This window comes from Halomonas borealis (assembly GCF_004798905.1).
Classification (GTDB): Bacteria; Pseudomonadota; Gammaproteobacteria; order Pseudomonadales; family Halomonadaceae; genus Halomonas; species Halomonas borealis.
The window spans coordinates 61,338-84,020 of sequence record NZ_SDMO01000007.1 but is presented as its reverse complement, the minus strand read 5'-3'; the positions used below and the strand labels follow the sequence as shown (position 1 = coordinate 84,020).

Genomic DNA, 22,683 nt, shown 5'->3' with positions numbered 1-22,683 from the left:
CGAGGGGCGCGCCACGGTACCCTGACGCGGTTTCGAGCGGGCGACGCTCGACGGCGACTCCGCTGTCGTTGCGTCGCGACGACCGCAGTAGCATCAATGGAGATTCCATGGAGCACTCCTCCTCCGGGGGCCTGGCCCCCATCGCCGAGCTGATCGATGACATCCGTCAGGGGCGGATGGTGATCCTGATGGACGACGAGGATCGCGAGAACGAAGGCGACATCATCATGGCCGCCGAGAAGGTGGAGGCCGAGCACATCAACTTCATGGCTCGCCACGCCCGGGGCCTGATCTGCCTGCCGATGACCCGCGAGCGCTGCGAGCACCTGCAGCTGCCGCTGATGGTGCGCGACAATGGCTCCGGCTTCGGCACCAAGTTCACGTTGTCGATCGAGGCCGCCGAGGGGGTGACCACCGGGATCTCCGCCGCCGACCGCGCGCGCACCGTCCAGGCGGCGGTGGCCCGCGACGCCCAGGCCCAGGATATCGTGCAGCCCGGTCACATCTTCCCGCTGATGGCCGAGCCCGGCGGAGTACTGCGTCGCGCCGGGCATACCGAGGCGGCCTGTGACCTGGCGTCGCTGGCCGGCCTGGATCCCAGCGGCGTGATCTGCGAGGTGATGAACGAGGACGGCAGCATGGCGCGCCGCGCCGAGCTCGAGGCCTTCGCCCGCGAGCACGGCGTGAAGATGGGCACCATCGCCGACCTGATCCATTATCGCATCCACAATGAGCAGACCGTCGAGCCGCTGGAGTCGATGCCGGTGCAGACGCCGCATGGCGAACTGACCCTGCATGTCTTCCGCGACCGCATTCAGGGCGCCGATCACCTGGCGCTGGTCAAGGGGCGCCCGCACCCTGAGGGGCTGACCACGGTGCGGGTGCATCTCGCCAATGTGATGCGTGACCTGCTGTCGTTGCAGCGGGGCGATCACGAGAGCTGGACCGCCCACGCGGCCATCGCCGAGATCGCCGAGGCCGAGCATGGGGTGTTCGTGCTGCTCGACGATGCCCGTCCGCGCCAGGGGCTGCATGACCTGCTCGAGGTCTTCCTGGAACGCCGCCGGCCGCCGCGCACGACCGATTCCGATGGCGCGGGCAACTACCTGACCATCGGCACCGGATCGCAGATCCTGCGCGAGCTGGGCGTGGGCCGCATGCGTCTGCTCAGTTCGCCGTGGAAGTTCTCGGCGCTCTCCGGCTTCGACCTGGAGGTGATCGAACGCCTCGAGCCCGGCCAATCGCCCGTCGCCGAGTCTGACGACGGCGCCTGACGCCTCCAACCGACATCTCGCCGGGGCGCCGTTCGTCGCGCGCCCCGGCGATTCCGTTTTCATCGGGTTCAGCAGGAAACAGATCATGCAACCGATTTCCCAAGTCGAAGGTAGCTTCGTCAACGTCGATGGCCGCTACGTGATCGTGGTCGGCCGCTTCAATCATCATGTGGTGGACAGCCTGGTCGAGGGCGCCGTGGACAGCCTCACGCGCCACGGCGTCGATGAAGAAAACATCGACATCGTGCATGCCCCGGGCGCCTGGGAGCTGCCGCTGGCGATCAAGCGTGCGCTCCAGGTGGTGCGTCCCGAGGCGGTCATCGCCTTGGGCGCGGTGATCCGTGGCGGCACCCCGCACTTCGAACACGTGGCCGGCGAGTGCAACTCGGCTCTGAGCCGTCTGCAGCTGGAGTTCGACACCCCGGTGGCCAACGGCGTGCTGACCGTCAATTCCATCGAGCAGGCCATCGAACGCGCCGGCACCAAGGCCGGCAACAAGGGCACCGAGGCGGCCATGGCGGCGATGGAAATGGTCTCGCTGCTGCGTCGCTTCGGCGCCGGGGAGAACAGTTGATGAGCGAACAGCGACGCGAGCCTTCCAAGGCGCAGTTGAGCCGTCATGCGGCCCGTGAACTGGCCGTTCAGGGCCTCTATCAGTGGCACCTGACGGAGAAGCCGATCGCCGCCGTGGAGGCCGAGTTCCGCGCCCAGGTCGCCGACGAGGACCTCGAGGATCACGAGAACTGGCACAAGGTCATGGGCATCGCCGATCTGGCCCTCTTCCATCATCTGCTGCACGAGGTGGCGCGCCACCGCCGTGAGCTGGATGCCTCGATCGCGCCGTTGCTCGACCGTCGCCTCGAGGACCTCGACATGATCGAACTGGCGATCCTACGCCTCGGCGCCTATGAGCTCGCCAAGCGCCCCGAAGTGCCTTACCGGGCGGTCATCAACGAAGGGGTCGAGCTGGCCAAGTCCTTCGGCGCCACCGAGGGGCACAAGTATGTCAACGGCATCCTCGACAAGCTCGCCGCCAGGCTGCGCGGCGCCGAGGTCTCCGCGCGGCGTCGCTGAAGGCCTCGATCGGATGTCCAACGAATTCGAGCTGATCGCCCGCCATCTCGCCCCGGCGCCGGCCTCCCGCGATGCGGGAGTCGATCTTGGGGTCGGCGACGACTGCGCGCTGCTCGTGCCGACGCCCGGCACGCGGCTGGCGACGAGCGTCGACACCTCGGTAGCCGGCGTGCATTTCCCCGCGGATGCCGCGCCGGCGGCCATCGGTTATCGGTCGCTGGCGGTCAGCCTCAGCGATCTGGCCGCGATGGGCGCCCGTGCGCGCTGGTGCCTGATGTCGTTGACCCTGCCCGAGGCCGAGGAGGCCTGGGTGGCGGACTTCGCGGCCGGCTTTCATGCCCTCTGTGATGCCTGCGGCGTGACGCTGGCCGGCGGCGACGTCACCCGTGGCGAGCTCGCGGTGAGCGTGACGGTGATGGGCGAGGTGTCCGAGACGGGCGCGTTGACCCGCGCCGGCGCGCGCCCCGGTGAGATCCTGGCGGTGACCGGCGCCCTCGGCGGCGGCGCCGGCGGGCTGGCTCGCTGGCAGGCCGGGGTGCGCGATCCCGACGATGCCCTGCTGCGTCGCTACCTGCGCCCCCAACCACGCCTCGCCGCCGGCCAGATGCTGTGCGGGATGGCGTCGGCGGCGATCGACGTCTCGGATGGCCTGCTGGCCGACCTCGGCCATCTCTGCGAGGCCTCGGGCGTCGGGGCCGTGCTGACCCCCGAGGCATTGCCGCTGGCCGAGGGGCTGGTGGCGGCGCTTGGCGAGCAGGCGGCGATGAACGCGGCCCTGCGTGGCGGCGACGACTACGAGCTGCTGGTGGCGCTGCCCGAGGCGCACCTCGAGCCGGCCCGGGCGCGGCTGGCCCGCGAAGGCCTGGCGCTGACCGCGATCGGTCGAATGAGCGAGACCACCGGTATCGCCGGCGTGGCGTCGGGTGACGCCACGGGCTGGCAGCATTTCTCAGGAGACACGCCATGAACCGCGCCCCTCAGAGCGTCTGGCATCGGCCGGTCCACTTCCTGGCCTTCGGCTTCGGCAGCGGTGCCGTGCCCTTCGCCCCGGGGACCGTCGGCACCCTGGCGGCCATTCCCTTCTACTGGCTGATGTCCGAGCTGTCGCTCGGCTGGTACCTGTTCGTGGTGGCCGTCACCTTCGTGTGGGGCGTCTGGCTGTGCGAGAAGAGCTCTCGCGATATGGGGGTCCACGACCACTCGGGCATCGTCTGGGACGAGTTCGTCGGCTACTGGCTGACCATGACCGCTGTCCCCTTCTCCTGGGAGGCCGCCCTCTGGGGCTTCGCGCTCTTCCGGGTGTTCGATGTCTTCAAGCCCTGGCCGATCCGTTGGGCCGACCGCCGGGTCGCCGGCGGCTTCGGGATCATGATCGACGACGTCCTGGCCAGTGCCTACGCCTGGTGTACCATGCACCTGTGGTTCTGGCTCCACTGAGGCCGACGCGCCGGCCGGGGCAGGGGAGTCTCGTCGACAAGGAGTGAGCGATGCGCAAGGAGCGCTTGATCGTGCCGGTGCTGGTGGCGCTGGCCCTGGCTTGGGCCGTGGCCCAGACCCTCGCCGGCCTGCTATTCGAGCGCGAGCTCACCCGGACCCTCGCCCAGCTGCAGGATGGCAGCGAGCTGAAGGCCCGGCGCAGCGACGTCGAGCACGGCTGGTTGACGTCGAGCGGGGTGATTCACCTGGCGCCGCTGTTCGGCGATGCCTGGCATCTCGATATCGTCTATCGGGCTCGGCACGGCGTGCTGGAGACCCGGCTGGACGGCACCCTGCGTCCCCATGTGCCGAACGATGAGCCCGACCATGACGCGGTCAGCGCGACTCCGCCACGTTGGGATGCCCATTTCCGCCCCTACTCATCGACCCTCGACGGCACCCTGGAACTCGCCCCCATCGTCTTCCAGCAGCAGGCGCGTACCCTGACCCTGCAGGGTGGCCGGATCGCCGTTCACGGTGATATCGGCGACTGGCGGCTGCGCGCCCGCCTGGGCGAGCTACGCCTCGATGATGGCGAGACCCACCTGAGCGCCGGGCCATTGGTCCTGGAGAGCCGCTTCTCCTATACCCAGGGCGCCTACCATTTCAATCAGCAGGACCGGCTGCGCATCCAGAACCTGGCCTGGCGCTCGCCGGAGCTGACCTTCGATGCCGAGCAGCTGAGCCTGCAGACCCGTACCGTGCTGGATGCCGAGGAACTGCGCCTGAAGGCGAGGCTGGACCTCGGCGAGGTGCGCTCCGCCGACGAGATCCTGCTGAGCGGCACGCTCGCCGGGGAACTGTCGCGTCTCGATGCCGATGCCCTGCGCCAGCTGGCGGCCGAGCTGCAACGAGCGGTATCCCGTGGGCGCGGCGCGGACGAGGACGCGCCAGGCGAGGCGTTGGCCCCGGCGCTGCGCGGGCTATTGGTCGACTCGCCGCGGCTGGATATCCGCGAGGTCGACCTGGCGAGCCCCATGCTGGGGCTGTCTCTCGATGGCGAGGGCGTGCTGATCTTCGATGCCGGCGATCTCGCGGCGCTGCACCCGCTGTCGCTGGGTCGCGAGGCGGAGCGCGAAGCCTGGCGCGAGCGGCTCGATGGCGACTTCCTGTGGCAGGACCTGCCGCCGGTGGTCGCGCTCGGGCTGGGGCTGCCGCTGGACACCCGAGAACTGCAGATCGATGTGGTGCGTGGCGAGGTGCGGATCAACGGTCGACCGCTTCCTCCGGTACTCGAACGCTGGCGATGACTTGAAGTTCGGCGCCGTCGCCCGCATTCCGAAGACATCACGGGTCGAGATGTCCCGTTCCTTCAGGATGAGGTAGGCATGAGCGAAGACGATCAGCGTTATGAACAGGGCGGCCTGGAATGGCTCGAGGCCGACAAGGACGGCGAGCTGAACCTCGATGAGGGCGCCGGCCATGCGGTGGTGCCGGCCAGCGACACCCTCCCCGAGCGGCTCTACCTGCTGCCGATCCATAATCGCCCCTTCTTCCCCGCCCAGGTTCAGCCACTGGTGATCAACCGCGAGCGCTGGGAGGACACCATCGGTCAGGTCGGCAACACGCCGCACCACATGGTCGGCCTGGCCTTCGTCGGCGAGGCCGGCGTCGAGGATCTTGGCCCCGATGATTTCCCCGAGATGGGAGCCGCGGTCAAGGTGCACAAGCTGCAGGGCGAGGAGTCGCAACTGCAGTTCATCGCCCAGGGCATGCGCCGTTTCCGTATCCGGCGCTGGCTATCCACCGAGCCGCCCTACCTGGTCGAGGTCAGCTATCCCCGCGAGCCGGTGGATGCCGAGGATGAGGAGACGCGTGCCTACGCCATGGCGCTGATCAACGGCATCAAGGAGCTGTTGCCGATCAATCCGCTCTATGGCGAGGAGCTCAAGCACTACCTCAACCGCTTCAGCCCCCATGAGCCGGGTCCGTTGACCGATTTCGCCGCCGCCATCACCTCGGCCAAGGGGCCGGAGCTCCAGGACGTGCTGGAATGCCTGCCGGTGATGGAGCGCATGCAGAAGGTGTTGCCGCTGCTGCGCAAGGAGATCGACGTCGCACGGCTGCAGAGCGAGATCAGCGAGCAGGTCAACGCGAAGATGCAGGAGCACCAGCGGGAGTTCTTCCTGCGCGAGCAGCTCAAGATCATCCAGCGTGAACTGGGCATCTCCAAGGACGACCGCGAGAACGATGTCGACACCTTCCGCGCGCGCCTCGATGACAAGGTGGTGCCCGAGCGCGTTCAAGGGCGCATCGACGACGAGCTCGACAAGCTCTCGGTGCTCGAGACCGGCTCGCCCGAATACGGCACGACCCGTCATTACCTGGACTGGCTGACCTCGTTGCCCTGGGGCGTGACCAGCGACGACCAGCTCGACCTGGAGCACGCCCGGCAGGTGCTCGATCGTGACCATGACGGCCTCGACGACGTCAAGGAGCGCATCGTCGAGTTCCTCGCCGAGGGCACCTTCAAGGGCGACGTGGGCGGCTCCATCCTGTTGCTGGTGGGCCCGCCCGGCGTCGGCAAGACCTCGGTGGGACGCTCCATCGCCGAGGCGCTGGGGCGCGAGTTCTATCGCTTCTCGGTGGGCGGCATGCGTGACGAGGCCGAGATCAAGGGCCATCGCCGCACCTATGTGGGCGCCATGCCCGGCAAGCTGGTGCAGGCCGTCAAGGAGGTCGACGTCGAGAACCCGGTGATCATGCTCGACGAGATCGACAAGCTCGGCCAGTCCTTCCAGGGTGACCCGGCCTCGGCGTTGCTCGAGGTACTCGACCCGGAGCAGAACGTCGACTTCCTCGACCACTACCTGGACGTGCGTCTGGATCTGTCCAAGGTGCTGTTCGTGTGTACCGCCAACACCCTGGATGCGATTCCGCCGGCGTTGCTCGACCGCATGGAGCAGATTCGCCTCTCCGGCTACATCGCCCAGGAGAAGATGGCGATCGCCAAGCATCACCTGTGGCCCAAGCTCCTCGAGCGTGACCGTATCGCCAAGAAGCGCATCAACCTCACCGATGCCGCGTTGCGCCAGGTGATCGAGGGGTATGCCCGCGAGGCCGGGGTGCGGCAGCTCGAGAAGCAGCTACACCGCATCGTGCGCAAGTCGGCGGTCAAGCTGCTCGAAAGCGACCAGCAGACGGTCAAGGTCTCGGTGAAGAACCTCGAGGAGTTCCTCGGCGCGCCGACCTTCCGCAAGGAGAAGGTGATGAAGGGCGAGGGCGTGGTCACCGGCCTTGCCTGGACCGCCATGGGCGGGGCGACGCTGTCGGTGGAAGCCGGCAAGGTTCATGCCCTGGACCGCGGCCTCAAGCTGACCGGCCAGCTCGGCGATGTGATGAAGGAGTCCGCCAATATCGCCTACAGCTATGCGCTGGGCCATCTCGGCGAGTACGGCGCCGATCCGGACTTCTTCGACTCCGCCTTCGTGCACCTGCACGTGCCGGAAGGTGCTACGCCCAAGGATGGCCCCTCGGCCGGCGTGACCATGACCACGGCGCTGCTGTCGCTGGCCAGGCACCAGCCCATCGGCCGGTCGCTGGCGATGACCGGCGAGCTGACCCTGACCGGGCATGTGCTGCCGGTGGGCGGTATCCGCGAGAAGATCATCGCCGCCCGGCGCAGCGAGATCTTCGAGGCGATCCTGCCCGAGGCCAACCGGCGTGACTACGAGGAGTTGCCCGACTACCTCAAGGAGGGCGTCACGGTGCATTTCGCGAGCCACTATCGCGACGTGGCCCGGGTGGTGTTCGACTAGCGGGCCACGCCGGCCGGCGGGCACTGCGCCGATCCGGCATCGGATCGGCGCATCCCGTGGCAGGGTGCTGGCCTGACGCCCGGGGGCATGACAGAATCGGAGTGACTGGACACCAAGATCGCCCGGACCGTCGCGGCGCTGCCATGCGTCATGCAGGGTGTGCTCACGCGCCGGACCACGGGCGGCAGCAGCATATAAGAGGACACCATGCCCGAATATCGCTCCCGCACCACCACCGCCGGTCGCAACATGGCCGGAGCCCGCGCCCTGTGGCGCGCCACCGGCATGAAGGATGACGACTTCCACAAGCCGATCATCGCGGTGGCCAACTCCTTCACCCAGTTCGTGCCCGGTCACGTGCACCTCAAGGACATGGGCCAGCTGGTGGCCCGCGAGATCGAGAAGGCCGGCGGCGTCGCCAAGGAATTCAACACCATCGCCGTGGACGATGGCATCGCCATGGGTCACGACGGCATGCTCTACTCGCTGCCCAGTCGTGACATCATCGCCGACAGCGTCGAGTACATGGTCAACGGCCACTGCGCCGACGCCTTGGTGTGCATCTCCAATTGCGACAAGATCACCCCCGGCATGCTGATGGCCGCCATGCGCCTCAACGTGCCGGTGATCTTCGTCTCCGGTGGCCCCATGGAAGCCGGCAAGACCAAGCTGCTCGACCACGGCCTGGACCTGGTCGATGCCATGGTCATGGCCGCCGACGACTCGGTGGACGACGAGACCCTGAGCGAGGTCGAGCGCAGCGCCTGCCCGACCTGTGGCAGTTGCTCGGGGATGTTCACCGCCAACTCCATGAACTGCCTCACCGAGGCGCTGGGTCTGGCGTTGCCGGGCAATGGCACCCTGCTGGCCACCCACGGCGATCGCCGCCGCTTGTTCGAGACCGCCGGTCATCGCATCGTCGAGCTGGCCAAGCGCTACTACGAGGGCGACGAGGCACATCTGTTGCCGCGGGCCATCGGCGCCAAGGCGGCGTTCAAGAATGCCATGACCCTGGACATCGCCATGGGCGGTTCCACCAACACCATCCTGCACCTGCTGGCCGCGGCCCAGGAGGCCGGCGTCGACTTCGACATGGACGACATCGACCGCCTGTCCCGCGAGGTGCCGCAGCTGTGCAAGGTGGCCCCCAATACTCAGAAGTACCACATCGAGGACGTGCACCGGGCCGGCGGGATCATGGCGATCCTCGGCGAGCTCGACCGCGCCGGGGTGCTGGATGCCTCGGTGCCGACGGTCTACGGCGATAGCCTGACCGCGGCGCTCGAGGAGTGGGACATCATGCGCTCGCCGAGCCCCGAGACCGTGGAGTTCTATCGCGCCGGCCCCGGCGGCATCCCGACCCAGACGGCGTTCTCCCAGAATGCCCGCTGGCCGAGCCTCGATGGCGACCGCGCCACCGGCTGTATCCGTGATCTGGAGCATGCCTTCTCGCTGGAGGGCGGCCTGGCCGTGCTCAAGGGCAACATCGCCCTCGACGGCTGTGTGGTGAAGTCCGCCGGGGTCGACGAGTCGATCCTGGTCTTCGAGGGGCCCGCCCGGGTGGTGGAATCCCAGGACCAGGCGGTGGAGCACATCCTCGATGGCAAGGTGGTCGAGGGCGATGTGGTGGTGATCCGCTACGAGGGGCCCAAGGGTGGGCCGGGCATGCAGGAGATGCTCTACCCGACCTCGTACCTGAAGTCGAAGGGGCTGGGCGAGGGCTGTGCCCTGCTGACCGATGGGCGCTTCTCCGGCGGCACCTCGGGGCTGTCGATCGGCCACGTCTCTCCGGAGGCCGCCGCCGGCGGCGCCATCGCCCTGGTCCAGAGCGGTGACACCATCCGCATCGATATCCCCAACCGCACCATCGACGTGAAGCTCTCCGAGGCGGAGCTCGAGCGGCGTCGTGAGGCCGAGGAAGCGCGCGGCCGCGAGGCCTGGAAGCCGAACATCCAGCGCGTGCGCAAGGTGTCGGCGGCGCTCAAGGCCTATGCCTTGTTGGCCACTTCCGCCGACAAGGGAGCGGTGCGCGATGTGACCAAGCTCGACTGAGCGTGAGGCTTTGAGGGTGGTGTGCCGGGGCCTGTAGCGAGACGGCATCAAGCAAAGTTAAGCTCGCTTAATCGCTGGTAGTTCTTCATCCTGTGTCTCCTGAGAAGGGATCCGGCGGGCGGCAGCGCCGGCCGCCGGGTCATGGATGTGCAGCAGGAAGACGACGGATTCTCTATGAAGACACAGACCCTGAACGTGGGCCTGGTGGGCTATGGCATGGCCGCCAAGACGTTTCATGCACCCTTGATCCAGGCGGCGACCGGCCTGGAATTGATGGCGGTGGTCAGTTCCAATCCCGCCGCGGTGGAAGCCGACTGGCCGGAGGTGGAGGTGGTCTCCAACCTCAGCGAACTGCTCGCCGAGCGGCTCATCGATCTGGTGGTCATCGCCACCCCCAACGAACATCACTTCCCCATGGCCAAGGCGGCGCTGGCGGCCGGCAAACACGTGGTGGTCGACAAGCCGGTCACGGTGTCGTTGTCCGAGGCCCGCACGCTCAGGGCTCAGGCCGATCGCTCCGAGCTGATGCTCAGCGTGTTCCAGAATCGCCGCTGGGACAGCGACTTCCTCACCGTGCGCAAGCTGCTCGATGAAGGGCGGCTGGGACGGCTGGTCTCCTTCACCTCGCGGTTCGACCGCTATCGGCCCCAGGTCACCGACCGTTGGCGCGATCGCAACAAGCTCGGCGGCGGCATCTGGTACGACCTCGGCCCGCACCTGCTGGATCAGGCTCGGGAGCTGTTCGGCATGCCGCGAGCCATCCTGCTGGAGCAGGCGACGGTGCGCGAAGGGTCCGAGGTCGATGATGAGTTCGTCGCCATGCTCGATTACGACGGCCTGCGGGTGACACTACAGGCCAGCACCCTGGTGGCCGAGCCTAGCCCGCGCTTCTTGCTGCACGGCACCCAGGGCAGTTATTCGATCCACGGGCTCGATCCCCAGGAGGCCTGGATGAAGGCGGGCGGGGAGCCGCACGAGGACTGGGGCGTGGATCCCTCGCCCGGCCGGGTCACCCTCAACGAGGGCAGCGACGAGAGCCCCGAGCTGGTCACCCGCGAATACCCGTCGGTGCCGGGCAACTATCCGGCATACTATGCCGGCATCCGCGAGGCGTTGTTGCTCAAGGGCGGCCAGCCGCCGGTCTCGGGCGAGGAAGGCGTGGATATCATGACCCTGCTGGAAGCCGGGCGTGACAGCTATCGCCAGGGGCGCTGGGTCAAGATCAAGGAGGGCGGCAGCCTGCCGCGCCGACTGAACGCCAAGAGCTGATTCGCGCGCGTGGGTCGCCTCGCGTCGGCTTGGCCGGCACGAGGCGACCCACGTTCGTTTACGTCACTACCACAGGCTGGGCCGGCTGGCCTCGGCGCGCATCTTGTCGCGAGCGATGTAAAGCGCCGCGATGGCGCGGGCCTCATGGAAGTCTTCGCGGGCCAGCAGCGCGCCGATCTCATCGATGGCATGGGTCTCGACGATCAGTGGTTCCGGCTCGTCGCCGGGCAGGCGCCTGGGGTAGAGGTCGGTGGCCAGCATCACCTGCATGCGGTGGCGCATGTAATTGGGCGCCAGGGTCAGTTCGACCAGCGGCTCCAGGTGCTGGGCGCCGAAGCCGCATTCCTCCATCAGTTCGCGATTGGCCGCGGTGACCAGGTCTTCGCCGGGATCGACCAGCCCCTTGGGCAGGGTTAGGGCGTAGTCCTCGAGGCCGGCGGCGTATTCGCGGATCAGCAGCACATGCTCGGGGTCGGGCATGGCCACGATCATCACCGCGCCGACGCCGCGCCCGGTACCGCCCAGCCGCTCGAAGGTACGCTCGGCGCCGTTGGCGAAGCGCAGCTCCATCTCCTCGACATGAAACAGCCGGCTGCGGGCGACGCTGCGGCGGGCCAGGACCTGGGGCTTGTGCGGGGCATGCTCGTCCGTCATGGGATCTCCGGTCGTGGGCACTGGAATGCGTCCTCGGCATCGTTTGGGTACACTACCACGTCTTGTTCGGGGTGGGCGCGTAGCGTCGCCCCACGACGGCCCTTGAAAGGAATCCCATGATCGACTGGCGCGCCATCGATACCGTCCTTCTCGACATGGACGGCACCCTGCTGGATCTGCATTTCGACAGCCACTTCTGGCTTGAGCACCTGCCGCGCCGCTACGTCGAGCTGCATCGGCTCGACGCGGCGAGCCAGGAGACGATCCGTGCGCGGATCCTCCGCGAGCAGGGCACGCTCAACTGGTACAGCCTGGCGTACTGGAGCCGCGAGCTGGGCATCGATGTGTTGTCGCTCAAGCGTGAGGTCCAGCACCTGATCGGCCTGCGCGGCGATGCGCTGGACTTCCTGCGCTGGTTGAAGCGCGCCCATCCGCGGGTGGTGCTGGCGACCAACGCCGATCGCGAGGGGCTGGCGCTGAAGCTGCCGTTGACCGGGCTCGAGGAATACCTGGACGCCATCGTGTCCTCCGCCGACCTGGGGGTGCCCAAGGAGGCCCAGGAATTCTGGTTCGCGCTGCAGGAGGTCGAGCCCTTCGACCCCGAACGTACCCTGTTCATCGATGACAATCCGGCGGTGCTGGAAAGCGCCCGGGAGTTCGGTATCCGACATCTGCTAGGCATCAAGCGGCCCGACAGCCAGAAACCCGAGAAGGAGCTCGAGGAGTTCATCGCCCTGGACCGTTTCGCCACCCTCCTGCCCGAGGAGCGCCCCGGCGACGAGGAGGACACATGAGTGGAGTGCGGCTCGACAAGTGGCTATGGGCGGCGCGGCTCTTCAAGACCCGGGCGCTGGCCAAGAAGGCCATCGAAGGCGGCAAGGTGCACTACGACGGGGGGCGCGCCAAGACCAGCAAGATCGTGGAGGTGGGCGCCCTGATTCGTGTGCCCCAGGGATGGGACACCTGGGAGGTCGAGGTGGTGGCGCTCTCCGAGCAGCGCCGCGGCGCCCCCGAGGCCCGCGAGCTCTACCGTGAGACCGCACAGAGCGAGGCGCGCCGGGCCAAGGAGGCCGAGCAACGCCGCCAGGCCAATCAAGCCATGCAGCATCCGCTCAAGCGTCCCGACAAGAAGCAGCGCCGCGAGATCAAGCGCTTCATGCGGGGCGAATGAAGAAGGAAGAGCGATAGAGGGAAGCAAGAAAGGCGTCGGGCGAGAGAGCCTGGCTTTCTTTCCTCTTCTCTCTTATCTCTTACCACTCAATCTTAGGCAGTCATCATGAGCGACCAGATTCAGCGTTTCCTCTTCGAGGCGACCAACGTCCGCGGTGAGATCGTCACCCTTCAAGAGGCGCGCGCCGAGGTCATGGAGCGCCACGACTATCCGCCGGCGGTGACCCGTCAGCTCGGTGAGCTGTTGGCCGCGGTGGCCCTGCTCACCGAGACCATCAAGCTCGATGGCACCATGAGCATCGAGGTGCGCGGCCAGGGGCCGCTGTCGATGCTGATGGCCGAATCCAACCCGGGTGGCGACCTGCGTGCCATCGCCCGGCTCGATGAAGAGGCGGCGATTCCCTCCGAGGACGCGAGCTTCTCCGAGCTGGTCGGCGAGGGCAAGGTGACCATCACCCTGGACCCGCGCGACGGGCATCGTTACCAGGGCATCGTGGCATTGAGCCGCGACAGCCTGGCCGGCTGTCTGGAGGACTACTTCGCCCAGTCCGAGCAGCTGCCCACCCGCTTGTGGCTGGCCGATGATGGCCAGCGTGCCGGGGGGCTGATGCTGCAGCGCCTGCCGGATGAGGCGCAGAACCAGGATGATGACGCCTGGGAGCGTACCACCCACCTGGCCGCGACCCTGAGCGATGCCGAGCTGCTCGGCGTGGAGCGGCACGAACTGCTGCATCGCCTGTATCACGAGGAGACCGTGCGGATCTTCGAGCCCAAGGCGTTGCGCTTCGCCTGCACCTGCTCCCGGGAGCGCATCGCCGGAGCCCTGCTGTCGCTGGGCACCGATGAGCTTCGCGAGATCCTCGCCGAACAGGGTGGCATCGCCACCCAGTGTCACTTCTGTCATACCCGCTACGAGTTCACCCTCGCCGAGGTGGAGACGATGCTGGAAGACCCCGAAGGGCCCGCGCCGACCGTGCACTGAGGCTCGCCGTTGTCGACGGGGAGCGCGGCATCCCGAGGAGGCTAGTAAAGTTACGAGTGCGCCGTTGATTCGGCGACGTTTCCTGACGTTCGAGTTGTTTGCCATACTCTTTTGGCCCACCTGCGTTCCGGTCGCCGTGTCGACGAGTCGAGCGGTGGCCAGGGGAAGGGGTAGGGAGAAGGGGGCACGCAAGCCCGGCAAACGAGACGAGAACAGGGCCGCAAGGCCCAGGAAACGCCATGACGACGACACGACACCCGCAGGCCCACCACGACCTGTCCCGCGCCGAGCTGATCGAGCGGGCCCTGGCCAACGGTGAAGGGCGCCTGTCCGCTCAAGGGGCGCTGGTGGTCCATACCGGCGAACGTACCGGGCGCTCCCCCGGGGATCGCTTCATCGTCGATGAGCCTTCATCGCGCGATGCCATCGACTGGGGGCGCGTCAACCAGCCCTTCGATGCCGTGCGTTTCGAGGCCCTCTGGGAGCGCGTCGAACGCTTCCTCGAGGGCGGCGAGCACTACGTCGCCGAGCTGCATGTGGGCAGCGATCCGGCGCATTACCAGCCGGTGCGGGTGGCCACCCAGACCGCCTGGCACAACCTCTTCGGGCGTACCCTGTTCGTGCGCCCCGAGGTCTATAACCCCTCGGCCAAGGCGGAGTGGCGGATTCTCAACGTCCCCGGCTTCGCCTGTGATCCGGCCCGTGACGGGACCCACTCCGAGGGCTGCGTGATCCTCGACTTCGCCGGTCGGCGGGTGCTGATCGCCGGCATGCGCTACGCCGGCGAGATGAAGAAGGCGATGTTCTCGGTGCAGAATTACCTGCTGCCCGAGGTCGACGTGCTGCCCATGCACTGCAGTGCCAACGTCGGCGAGGATGGCGAGACCACGCTGTTCTTCGGCCTTTCCGGCACCGGCAAGACCACGCTCTCCGCCGACCCGGCGCGCTACCTGATCGGCGACGACGAGCACGGCTGGGGGCCGGGTACGGTGTTCAACCTCGAGGGCGGCTGCTATGCCAAGTGCATCGATCTCTCGGCGCAGAACGAGCCGGTGATCTGGCAGGCCATCCGGTTCGGCAGCGTGCTCGAGAACGTGGTACTCGACGAGCATCGGACGCCGGACTACGCCGATGATCGCCTGACCCAGAACTCGCGTGCCGCCTATCCGCTCGAGCATATCGACAAGCGGGTCGCCGCGAATCGTGCCGGCGAGCCCAGCGCCATCGTCTTCTTGACCTGTGACATGAGCGGCGTCCTGCCGCCGGTCTCGGTGCTGTCCCGGGAGGCCGCCGCCTATCACTTCCTGTCCGGCTACACGGCCAAGGTGGGGTCCACCGAGATGGGCGCCGCCTCGGGCCTGGAGGCGACCTTCTCCACCTGCTTCGGGGCGCCGTTCTTCCCGCGCCCGGCCCGGGTCTACGCCGATCTGTTGATCAAGCGCATCGCCGAGCGCGATGCCGCGGTCTATCTGGTCAACACCGGCTGGACGGGTGGCGCCTACGGGGAGGGCGGGGCGCGCTTCTCGATTCCCACCACGCGTGCCATCATCGATGCCATCCAGTCCGGTGCGCTGCGTGGCGTGAAGACCCGCCACCTCGCGGGGTTGAACCTGGCCGTGCCGGTCACCGTTCCCGGGGTCGACGCGGGCCTGCTCGACCCGCGTGAGACCTGGCGCGACAAGGCCGCCTACGATCGTCGGCGCGACGCCCTGATCGCCAGCTTCGTCGACAACTTCGCGGCGTTCGAAGGCGTGAGCCCGGGCATCGTCGCGGCGGGGCCGCGGCCGGCCTGAGGCCGTCGTGTCGAGGCGGCGAGCCAACGCGGTGTCGAGGGTGTCTACCGTGGGCGTAAGGATGCCGCGATAAGATCGACACAGGGATATCCCGTATCAATGGAGGCGCATCATGAAACGACGCAATTTCCTGGGGCTCCTGGGCCTCGGCGGGCTGGCGGGACTGGCGCCGGGACTGGCCTCGGCGCGGCCCAAGCCCGAGCTGCAGCGTGCCTCGGGGGTCGAGCCCCTCGAGCTCAGCGAGGCCGAATGGCGCGAGCGGCTGAGCGAGGAGCGCTTCCAGATCCTGCGCAAGGCCGATACCGAGCGGGCCTTCTCGAGCCCGCTCGACAAGCAGACCGGCGAGGGCGAGTATCGCTGCGCCGGCTGTGATCTGCCGCTCTTCACCAGCGACATGAAGTACGACTCCGGCACCGGCTGGCCGAGCTTCTTCACCCATATCGAGGGGCATCTGCTCAGCGAGTTGGACTTGGTGATGCTGATCCCGCGTACCGAGTATCACTGCGCGCGTTGTGGCGGTCATCAGGGCCACGTCTTCGACGACGGCCCCCAGCCGACCGGCCTGCGCTGGTGCAACAACGGCCTGGCGCTGCGCTTCGTCCCGGCATAGGCGGACCGGGGCGCGTCCGGGAGCTCGAAGCTGGAAGGGCGTCGCTTCGTGGCGGGGGCCTGAAGAAAACCCGACCGGGCTGCGCCCGGTGTGATAGGCCATCAGCTTCCAGCTGCCGGCGCCGACGGCGGTGTGATACCTTGTCGCGATCGTCTGTCCCGGATTGCCAAGGATTACATGGACGCACAAGCCAAGATCATCGACCGTCTCGCCGAGGAACTCGGCGTCCGCGCGCCCCAGGTGGCGGCTACCGTAGAGCTGCTCGACGGTGGCGCCACCGTGCCCTTCATCGCCCGCTACCGCAAGGAAGCCACCGGCGGGCTGGACGACACTCAACTGCGCCAGCTGCACGAGCGGCTGGGCTATCTGCGCGAGCTCGAGGAGCGCCGCGAGGCGGTGCTGGCAAGCATCGACGAGCAGGGCAAGCTTAGCCCCGAGCTTGCCGCCAGCCTGCGCGCCGCCGACACCAAGCAGCGCCTGGAAGACCTCTACCTGCCGTATCGCAAGAAGCGTCGCACCAAGGCGCAGATCGCCCGCGAGGCCGGTCTCGCGCCGCTGGCCGAGGCGTTGCTGGCGGATGCCTCGCTCGACCCCGAGCGCGAGGCCGCCCGGTATCTACGCGCCGCCGACGGTGACATCCCGGCCATCGAGGACACCAAGGCGGCGCTGGATGGTGCCAAGCAGATCCTCATGGAGCGCTTCGCCGAGGAGGCCGAGCTGGTCGGCCGGCTGCGCGAGCGGCTGTGGAGCGACGGTGAGCTTTCCTCGCGGGTGATCGCCGGCAAGGAGCAGGAGGGTGCCAAGTTCTCCGACTACTTCGAGCATGACGAGCCGCTGGCCAAGGCGCCCTCGCACCGGGCGCTGGCGATGTATCGCGGCCGCAACGAGGGCGTGCTGGCGCTGACCCTGCGCCTGCCCGGCGAGGAAGAGGCCGCCGTGCATCCCGCCCAGGTGGCGATCGCCAAGCACTTCGAGATCGCCGATCATGGTCGCCCCGCCGATCGCTGGCTCGCCGAGGTGGTGCGCTGGACCTGGCGGGTCAAGCTCTATACCCACCTCGAGACCGAGCTGATGGGACGGCTGCGCGAGCGCGCCGAGCTCGAGGCCATCGAGGTGTTCGCCGCCAACCTCAAGGACCTGCTGCTGGCTGCGCCGGCGGGCCAGGAGGCGACGCTGGCCATCGACCCGGGGCTGCGCACCGGCTGCAAGGTGGCGGTGGTCGATGCCACCGGGCGTTTCCTGGAGCATGCCACCATCTTCCCGCATGCGCCGCGCCACCAGTGGGACGAGTCGTTGGCCGTGCTGGCGCGCCTGGTGGATAGGCATCGGGTGGCCCTGGTGGCGGTAGGCAACGGCACCGCCAGCCGCGAGACCGACAAGCTGGCCGGCGAGCTGGTCAAGGCGCTGGCCGGTCAGCGCCGACTCTCCAAGGTGATGGTCAGTGAGGCCGGCGCGTCGGTGTACTCGGCATCGGAATATGCCGCCCGCGAGCTACCTGAGCTGGACGTGACCATCCGCGGGGCGATCTCCATCGGCCGTCGGCTGCAGGACCCGCTGGCCGAGCTGGTCAAGATCGAGCCCAAGTCGATCGGCGTGGGCCAGTATCAGCACGATGTCTCCCAGGTGCAGCTGTCGCGCAGCCTGGAGGCGGTGATCGAAGACTGTGTCAACGCCGTGGGCGTCGACCTCAACACCGCCTCGAGCGCCTTGCTGTCACGGGTCGCCGGCCTCAACGCGGGGCTGGCCGACAACATCGTCGCGCGCCGCGACGCCGAAGGCGCCTTCGCCAGCCGGCGCCAGCTGCTCGACGTCAGCCGCCTGGGCCCCAAGACCTTCGAGCAGTGCGCCGGTTTCCTGCGCATCATGGGCGGCGACAACCCGCTGGATGCCAGCGCCGTGCACCCCGAAACCTACCCGCTGGTCGAGCGCATCGCCACGCAGAGCGGCCGCGAACTGGCCGGGCTGATCGGCGACAGCGCCACCCTCAAGGTCTTGAAACCCGCGGACTTCGCCGACGAGCGCTTCGGCGTGCCCACCGTCAGCGATATCCTCAAGGAGCTCGACAAGCCGGGCCGTGACCCGCGCCCCGAATTCAAGGCGGCGGAGTTCCGCGAGGGCGTCGAGACGCTCAAGGACCTGGAGCCGGGCATGGTGCTCGAGGGCAGCGTCACCAACGTCACCCATTTCGGTGCCTTCGTCGACATCGGCGTGCATCAGGATGGCCTGGTGCACATCTCGGCGTTGTCCGACAAGTTCGTCGAGGATCCGCGTTCGGTGGTCAAGGCCGGCGCCATCGTCAAGGTCAAGGTGATGAGCATCGATCTCGAGCGCGCCCGCGTCGGGCTGACCATGCGCCTGGACGATCAGCCCGGCGAGGACGGCCAGCCGACCCGGCGCGGCGGCCCGCAGGAGCGTCAGGGCCGTAAGGCGCCGCGCCAGGGCGGCGGTGGCGCCAAAAGCAAGGGGGCGGACGGCCGACAGGATGACCAGCTGGGCTCCCTCGGCGCGGCGCTGCTCAAGGCCAAGAAGGGGCACTAGACCGAGAAACGATTATCCGGCTAACATTGAAACGCCGTTTTTCGGCACCATAATCTGAGGTCTTTACGGGCGCCGCGGCGCCCGAAACGTCCACCGGGATGCCGACATCGGCGTCCCCGACATGGGGTGATCACCTTGTCCGAATCGCTTTTCCCCGACATCGAACGCCTCGGCCGACTGGCCAGCGAGGGGCGCTTCGGTCGTCTGCGCCGCGGCATCGAAAAGGAGGGGCTGCGCGTCGATGGCGCGGGGCGTATCGCCCAGAGCCTGCATCCCCGAGCGCTGGGTGCCAAGCTGACCCATCCGCACATCACCACTGACTATTCCGAGTCGTTGCTGGAATACATCACCCCGGTCTATAGCCGCCCGGAGGATGCCCTGGAATTCCTCTCCGACCTGCACCGCTTCAGCTATCGCCGGCTGGGCGATGAGCGGATCTGGCCGGCCAGCATGCCGTCGCGCCTCGATGGCAACGACAGTGTGCCGATCGCCGACTACGGTGACTCCAACGTCGGGCGCATGAAGCACGCCTACCGTCGCGGCCTGGACGTGCGCTACGGGCGGATCATGCAGGCCATCGCCGGGGTACACTACAACGTCTCGCTGCCCGACGACCTGTTCGCGCTGTTGCGTGAGCTCGACGGTGAGGGCGAGACGGCCATGCAGGATTATCGTTCGGTCCGCTACTTCGGGTTGATCCGCAACTTCCGGCGCCACAGCTGGCTGTTGCTGTACCTGTTCGGCGCCTCTCCGGCGGTCGACCGCAGCTTCCTGCCCGACGGGCGAGTGCCGGAAGGCCTCGAGCCCCATGGTGACGAGACCCTGATCTCGCCCTACGCCACCAGCCTGCGGATGTCTGACCTTGGCTACCAGAACAAGGTCCAGGAACAGCTCAAGATCTGTTTCAACTCGCTGTCCAACTACGTCAATACCCTGCGCCATGCCATCTCCACCCCCTGGGGCGACTACGAGCAGCGCGGCGTGCAGGTGGACGGCGACTGGCGTCAGCTCAATGCCAACATCCTGCAGATCGAGAACGAGTATTACAGCGACATCCGCCCCAAGCGGGTGGCGCGTCACGACGAGACCCCGAGCCAGGCCCTCGAAGCCCGCGGCGTGGAATACATCGAGGTGCGTTGCCTCGATCTCAATCCCTTCGACCCGCTGGGCATCGATGCCGTCCAGAGCCGCTTCCTCGATACCTTCCTGATGTGGTGTCTGCTCAGCGAGAGCCCCTGGATCTCGGATGAGGAGTGCGAGCATCTGGATGACAATCGTCGCCTGGTGGTCTCGCGGGGCCGCGATCCCGAGCTGCGTCTGGACCATCACGGGTGCAAGCGCAGCATCGCCGATTGGGGCGGAGAAATATTCGCCGAGCTTGCCGAGGTCGCCACGCTGCTGGACCGGCTCGAGGATGGCACGCCGCACGGCGAGGCGCTGGCTGCGCTGGCCCCGCGGCTCGAGGATCCGTCGCAGACTCCGTCCGGGCGGCTGCTGGCACGCCTGCAGAGCCGCGACGAGGAATTCATCGAGGCGATCCGCTCGCTGGCCGATGAGCAGGCCGAAGGCTTACGTGAGGCGCCCATCGGGCGCGCCCGGGAGGCGTTGCTCGACCAGTTGGTGGAAACCTCCCTCCAGCAGCAGGGCGATATCGAGGCCGCCGACGTCGAGTCCTTCGCCGACTTCCTGAGCGACTACTTCGAGCGGGCCCGGGAATCCCGCGCCCTGTCGCCGTTGCATCAAGGAGCATCGTCATGATCGATCGGCTGCGTGGGGCCGGCGTGCGTGGCTGGAGCCTGGTGGGGCTCGGTGGCTGTGTATTGATGATGGCCGTGGCCCTGGGTCTCGAGCACCTGGGCGGGCTCGACCCCTGCCCGCTGTGTATCTTTCAACGCGTGGCGGTGATCGCCGCGGGCGTGGTGTTGGCGGTGGCGGCCCTGCATGACCCGCAAGGCCGGCGAGGCGCGGCGCTCTACGGGCTGCTCTCGCTGCTCGCGGTGGCCGCCGGCATCGGCCTGGCCGGGCGCCATCTGTGGTTGCAGTCGCTGCCCGCCGACCAAGTGCCAAGCTGCGGGCCGGGCCTCGATTACATGATGGAGGTGCTGCCCCTGCAGCAGGTGGTGTCGATGGTGCTCGGTGCCTCCGGTGAATGCGCCGAGATCAGCGCACACTGGCTCGGCCTGTCGCTGCCGGGCTGGACGCTGATCGGCTTTGTGGCCTTGATGTTGGTGCCGCTGGGCTTGCTGTGGCGGGCCTTGCGTCCTGCCCGCGGCTATCGTTGGCCGGGGGGCGAGGCGCAGGATTGACAGTGCCTCCCCCAGGGAGGACTCTGTGCCTCCAGGCTCGGCGATGGGTGACGCCGGCCATCGTGCCAGGTAGCACCGGGGGGATGCACCATGCTGGAAGACTGCAAGAGCGCCCAGGAGCGCTGGGGGAGCGTGCACAGGCTGATCGACCGTTGGCTCGCCGAGCGCCATGCGTTGCAGACGCATTTCGACGCGCTCCGCGAGGCCTGTGACGCCGACATGGAAGCGGTCACCAAGCCGCAGATCGATGCCTTCAGCGAGCTGCTGATGGACTACATCAGTGCCGGGCACTTCGAGATCTATCCTCAACTGCGGGGCGAGGCCGAGGCCTTCGAGGATGACGATGCCCTGGCGATCGCCGATCGCCTGCTCGAGCGCCTCGAGATGTCCACCGAGCTGGTGCTGGCCTTCGACGAAGACTACGCCACTCCGGTGCGTTGTCAGCACTACCTGAGCCGGCTGCCGGCCTGGCTGGACCGCCTCGCCAAGGGGCTCGACGAGCGCTTCGCCCTTGAGGATCGCCTGATCGCCAGGCTCCATGCGGTCCATGACCCCGCGAATCGGGCCTCCAGCGAGGCCTGAGCCCCGCTTCGCGGCGTCGGCGCATCGGCGCGAATTGAGTTTTCGGCAGCGCAGGCATACCATTTCCCTCGGTTTTGATATCGGCCGGGCCGCTCTCAGGCGCCCCGGTCGACCTTCATGGCGACATCCCGCGCGTTGACAACCCAAGGAGCCACGATGAAAGACCCCGTCCGTATTGCCATTACCGGTGCCGCCGGTCAGATCAGCTATTCCCTGGCCTTCCGCATCGCTTCCGGTGACATGCTGGGCAAGGACCAGCCGGTCATTCTGCAGCTGCTCGAAATCACGCCGGCCCTGGAAGCCCTCAACGGCGTGGTGATGGAACTCAACGATTGTGCCTTCCCGCTGGTGCAGGACATCGTCGCCACCGACGACGCCAACGTCGCCTTCAAGGATGCCGATTACGCGCTGCTGGTCGGGGCGCGCCCGCGTGGTCCGGGCATGGAACGCAAGGACCTGCTCGAGGCCAACGCCGCGATCTTCTCCGTGCAGGGCAAGGCCCTGAACGACAATGCCAGCCGCGACGTGCGGGTACTGGTGGTGGGCAACCCGGCCAACACCAATGCCCTGATCGCATCCTGCAACGCGCCGGACCTCGATGCCGGTCAGTTCACCGCGATGATGCGCCTGGATCACAACCGTGCGTTGACGCAGCTGGCCCAGAAGGCCGGCAAGCACGTCAACGACGTCGACTCGATGGTCGTGTGGGGCAACCACAGCGCGACCCAGTACCCGGATCTGGCCCATTGCAAGGTAGACGGCAAGCCGGCCCTGGAGCTGGTCGAGCGCGACTGGTACGAGAACGACTTCATCCCCACCGTGCAGCAGCGCGGCGCCGCCATCATCAAGGCGCGTGGCGCGTCTTCCGCGGCCTCTGCGGCCTCCGCGGCGATCGACCACATGCGTGACTGGGCGCTGGGCAGCGACGGCATCGTCAGCATGGGCATCCCCGCCGACGGCAGCTATGGCATCGAGCCGGGCATCATGTATTCCTACCCGGTGATCTGCAAGAACGGCCAGTACGAGATCGTCCAGGAGCTGACGGTCGACGACTTCAGCCGCGAGCGCATGACCGCCACCGAAACCGAGCTGCGCGAAGAGCGCGCCGCGGTGGAGCACCTGCTGGGCTGAACCCCAGCGGTAAG

Annotated in this window: 20 protein-coding genes; 19 read left to right on the top strand and 1 reads right to left on the bottom strand. The window is 67.6% G+C overall.

Annotated features, from left to right (window positions below; all coding sequences use genetic code 11):
* Positions 1-107: 107 nt before the first annotated feature.
* The 9 genes from ribBA (at position 108) to ETC07_RS08795 (ending at position 10,903) form a co-directional block, all read left to right on the top strand.
* Positions 108-1,274, top strand: a complete 1,167-nt coding sequence (gene ribBA / locus ETC07_RS08835; RefSeq protein WP_136248146.1) for a bifunctional 3,4-dihydroxy-2-butanone-4-phosphate synthase/GTP cyclohydrolase II — start codon at positions 108-110, stop codon at positions 1,272-1,274.
* A gap of 85 nt (positions 1,275-1,359) precedes the next feature.
* Complete coding sequence (gene ribH / locus ETC07_RS08830) at positions 1,360-1,848, top strand: 6,7-dimethyl-8-ribityllumazine synthase (protein WP_136248145.1); 489 nt, start codon at positions 1,360-1,362, stop codon at positions 1,846-1,848.
* Positions 1,848-2,348: a transcription antitermination factor NusB gene (gene nusB / locus ETC07_RS08825; RefSeq protein WP_136248144.1), complete on the top strand. Its 501-nt coding sequence runs from the start codon at positions 1,848-1,850 to the stop codon at positions 2,346-2,348. The genes ribH and nusB overlap by 1 nt, the downstream gene beginning before the upstream one ends.
* Positions 2,349-2,361: 13 nt before the next feature.
* A complete protein-coding gene (gene thiL / locus ETC07_RS08820; RefSeq protein ID WP_136248143.1) occupies positions 2,362-3,315 on the top strand; it encodes a thiamine-phosphate kinase in 954 nt (317 codons plus the stop codon).
* Positions 3,312-3,785 carry a phosphatidylglycerophosphatase A family protein gene (locus ETC07_RS08815; protein WP_136248142.1) on the top strand — a complete coding sequence of 158 codons (474 nt, stop codon included), beginning with the start codon at positions 3,312-3,314 and terminating at the stop codon, positions 3,783-3,785. Before thiL ends, ETC07_RS08815 begins: the two co-directional genes overlap by 4 nt.
* 50 nt (positions 3,786-3,835) lie before the next feature.
* A complete protein-coding gene (locus tag ETC07_RS08810) occupies positions 3,836-5,074 on the top strand; it encodes a DUF945 family protein (RefSeq protein WP_136248141.1) in 1,239 nt (412 codons plus the stop codon).
* 78 nt (positions 5,075-5,152) lie between these two features.
* Positions 5,153-7,582 (top strand): endopeptidase La, encoded by a 2,430-nt coding sequence (lon, locus tag ETC07_RS08805; protein WP_136248140.1) that lies wholly within the window; start codon positions 5,153-5,155, stop codon positions 7,580-7,582.
* Positions 7,583-7,789: 207 nt separating this feature from the next.
* A complete protein-coding gene (ilvD, locus tag ETC07_RS08800; RefSeq protein ID WP_136248139.1) occupies positions 7,790-9,634 on the top strand; it encodes a dihydroxy-acid dehydratase in 1,845 nt (614 codons plus the stop codon).
* Positions 9,635-9,808: 174 nt separating this feature from the next.
* The gene (locus tag ETC07_RS08795; RefSeq protein ID WP_136248138.1) at positions 9,809-10,903 is read left to right on the top strand and encodes an oxidoreductase; all 1,095 of its coding nucleotides are present in this window, start codon (positions 9,809-9,811) and stop codon (positions 10,901-10,903) included.
* 66 nt (positions 10,904-10,969) lie between these two features.
* Here ETC07_RS08795 and nudE read toward each other — a convergent pair whose 3' ends face one another.
* Positions 10,970-11,557, bottom strand: coding sequence for an ADP compounds hydrolase NudE (gene nudE / locus ETC07_RS08790; protein ID WP_136248137.1), 588 nt, complete (start codon positions 11,555-11,557; stop codon positions 10,970-10,972).
* 116 nt (positions 11,558-11,673) lie between these two features.
* On the opposite strand from nudE, the gene yrfG reads away from it, so the two are divergent.
* The 10 genes from yrfG (at position 11,674) to ETC07_RS08740 (ending at position 22,669) form a co-directional block, all read left to right on the top strand.
* Complete coding sequence (gene yrfG, locus ETC07_RS08785; RefSeq protein ID WP_136248136.1) at positions 11,674-12,351, top strand: GMP/IMP nucleotidase; 678 nt, start codon at positions 11,674-11,676, stop codon at positions 12,349-12,351.
* On the top strand, positions 12,348-12,728 hold the full coding sequence (locus tag ETC07_RS08780; protein WP_136248135.1) for an RNA-binding S4 domain-containing protein: 381 nt from the start codon (positions 12,348-12,350) through the stop codon (positions 12,726-12,728). Before yrfG ends, ETC07_RS08780 begins: the two co-directional genes overlap by 4 nt.
* A gap of 105 nt (positions 12,729-12,833) precedes the next feature.
* Positions 12,834-13,709 (top strand): Hsp33 family molecular chaperone HslO, encoded by an 876-nt coding sequence (gene hslO / locus ETC07_RS08775; RefSeq protein WP_136248134.1) that lies wholly within the window; start codon positions 12,834-12,836, stop codon positions 13,707-13,709.
* A gap of 239 nt (positions 13,710-13,948) precedes the next feature.
* Positions 13,949-15,502 carry a phosphoenolpyruvate carboxykinase gene (locus ETC07_RS08770; protein ID WP_136248133.1) on the top strand — a complete coding sequence of 518 codons (1,554 nt, stop codon included), beginning with the start codon at positions 13,949-13,951 and terminating at the stop codon, positions 15,500-15,502.
* A 112-nt stretch (positions 15,503-15,614) separates the two neighbouring features.
* On the top strand, positions 15,615-16,112 hold the full coding sequence (gene msrB, locus ETC07_RS08765) for a peptide-methionine (R)-S-oxide reductase MsrB (RefSeq protein ID WP_136248132.1): 498 nt from the start codon (positions 15,615-15,617) through the stop codon (positions 16,110-16,112).
* Positions 16,113-16,289: 177 nt separating this feature from the next.
* On the top strand, positions 16,290-18,650 hold the full coding sequence (locus ETC07_RS08760; RefSeq protein ID WP_136248131.1) for a Tex family protein: 2,361 nt from the start codon (positions 16,290-16,292) through the stop codon (positions 18,648-18,650).
* Positions 18,651-18,776: 126 nt separating this feature from the next.
* The gene (gshA, locus tag ETC07_RS08755; protein WP_136248130.1) at positions 18,777-20,408 is read left to right on the top strand and encodes a glutamate--cysteine ligase; all 1,632 of its coding nucleotides are present in this window, start codon (positions 18,777-18,779) and stop codon (positions 20,406-20,408) included.
* Complete coding sequence (locus ETC07_RS08750; RefSeq protein ID WP_136248129.1) at positions 20,405-20,956, top strand: disulfide bond formation protein B; 552 nt, start codon at positions 20,405-20,407, stop codon at positions 20,954-20,956. The genes gshA and ETC07_RS08750 overlap by 4 nt, the downstream gene beginning before the upstream one ends.
* A gap of 90 nt (positions 20,957-21,046) precedes the next feature.
* A complete protein-coding gene (rsd, locus tag ETC07_RS08745; protein WP_136248128.1) occupies positions 21,047-21,538 on the top strand; it encodes a sigma D regulator in 492 nt (163 codons plus the stop codon).
* 156 nt (positions 21,539-21,694) lie between these two features.
* Positions 21,695-22,669, top strand: coding sequence for a malate dehydrogenase (locus tag ETC07_RS08740; protein ID WP_136248127.1), 975 nt, complete (start codon positions 21,695-21,697; stop codon positions 22,667-22,669).
* Positions 22,670-22,683: the final 14 nt, after the last annotated feature.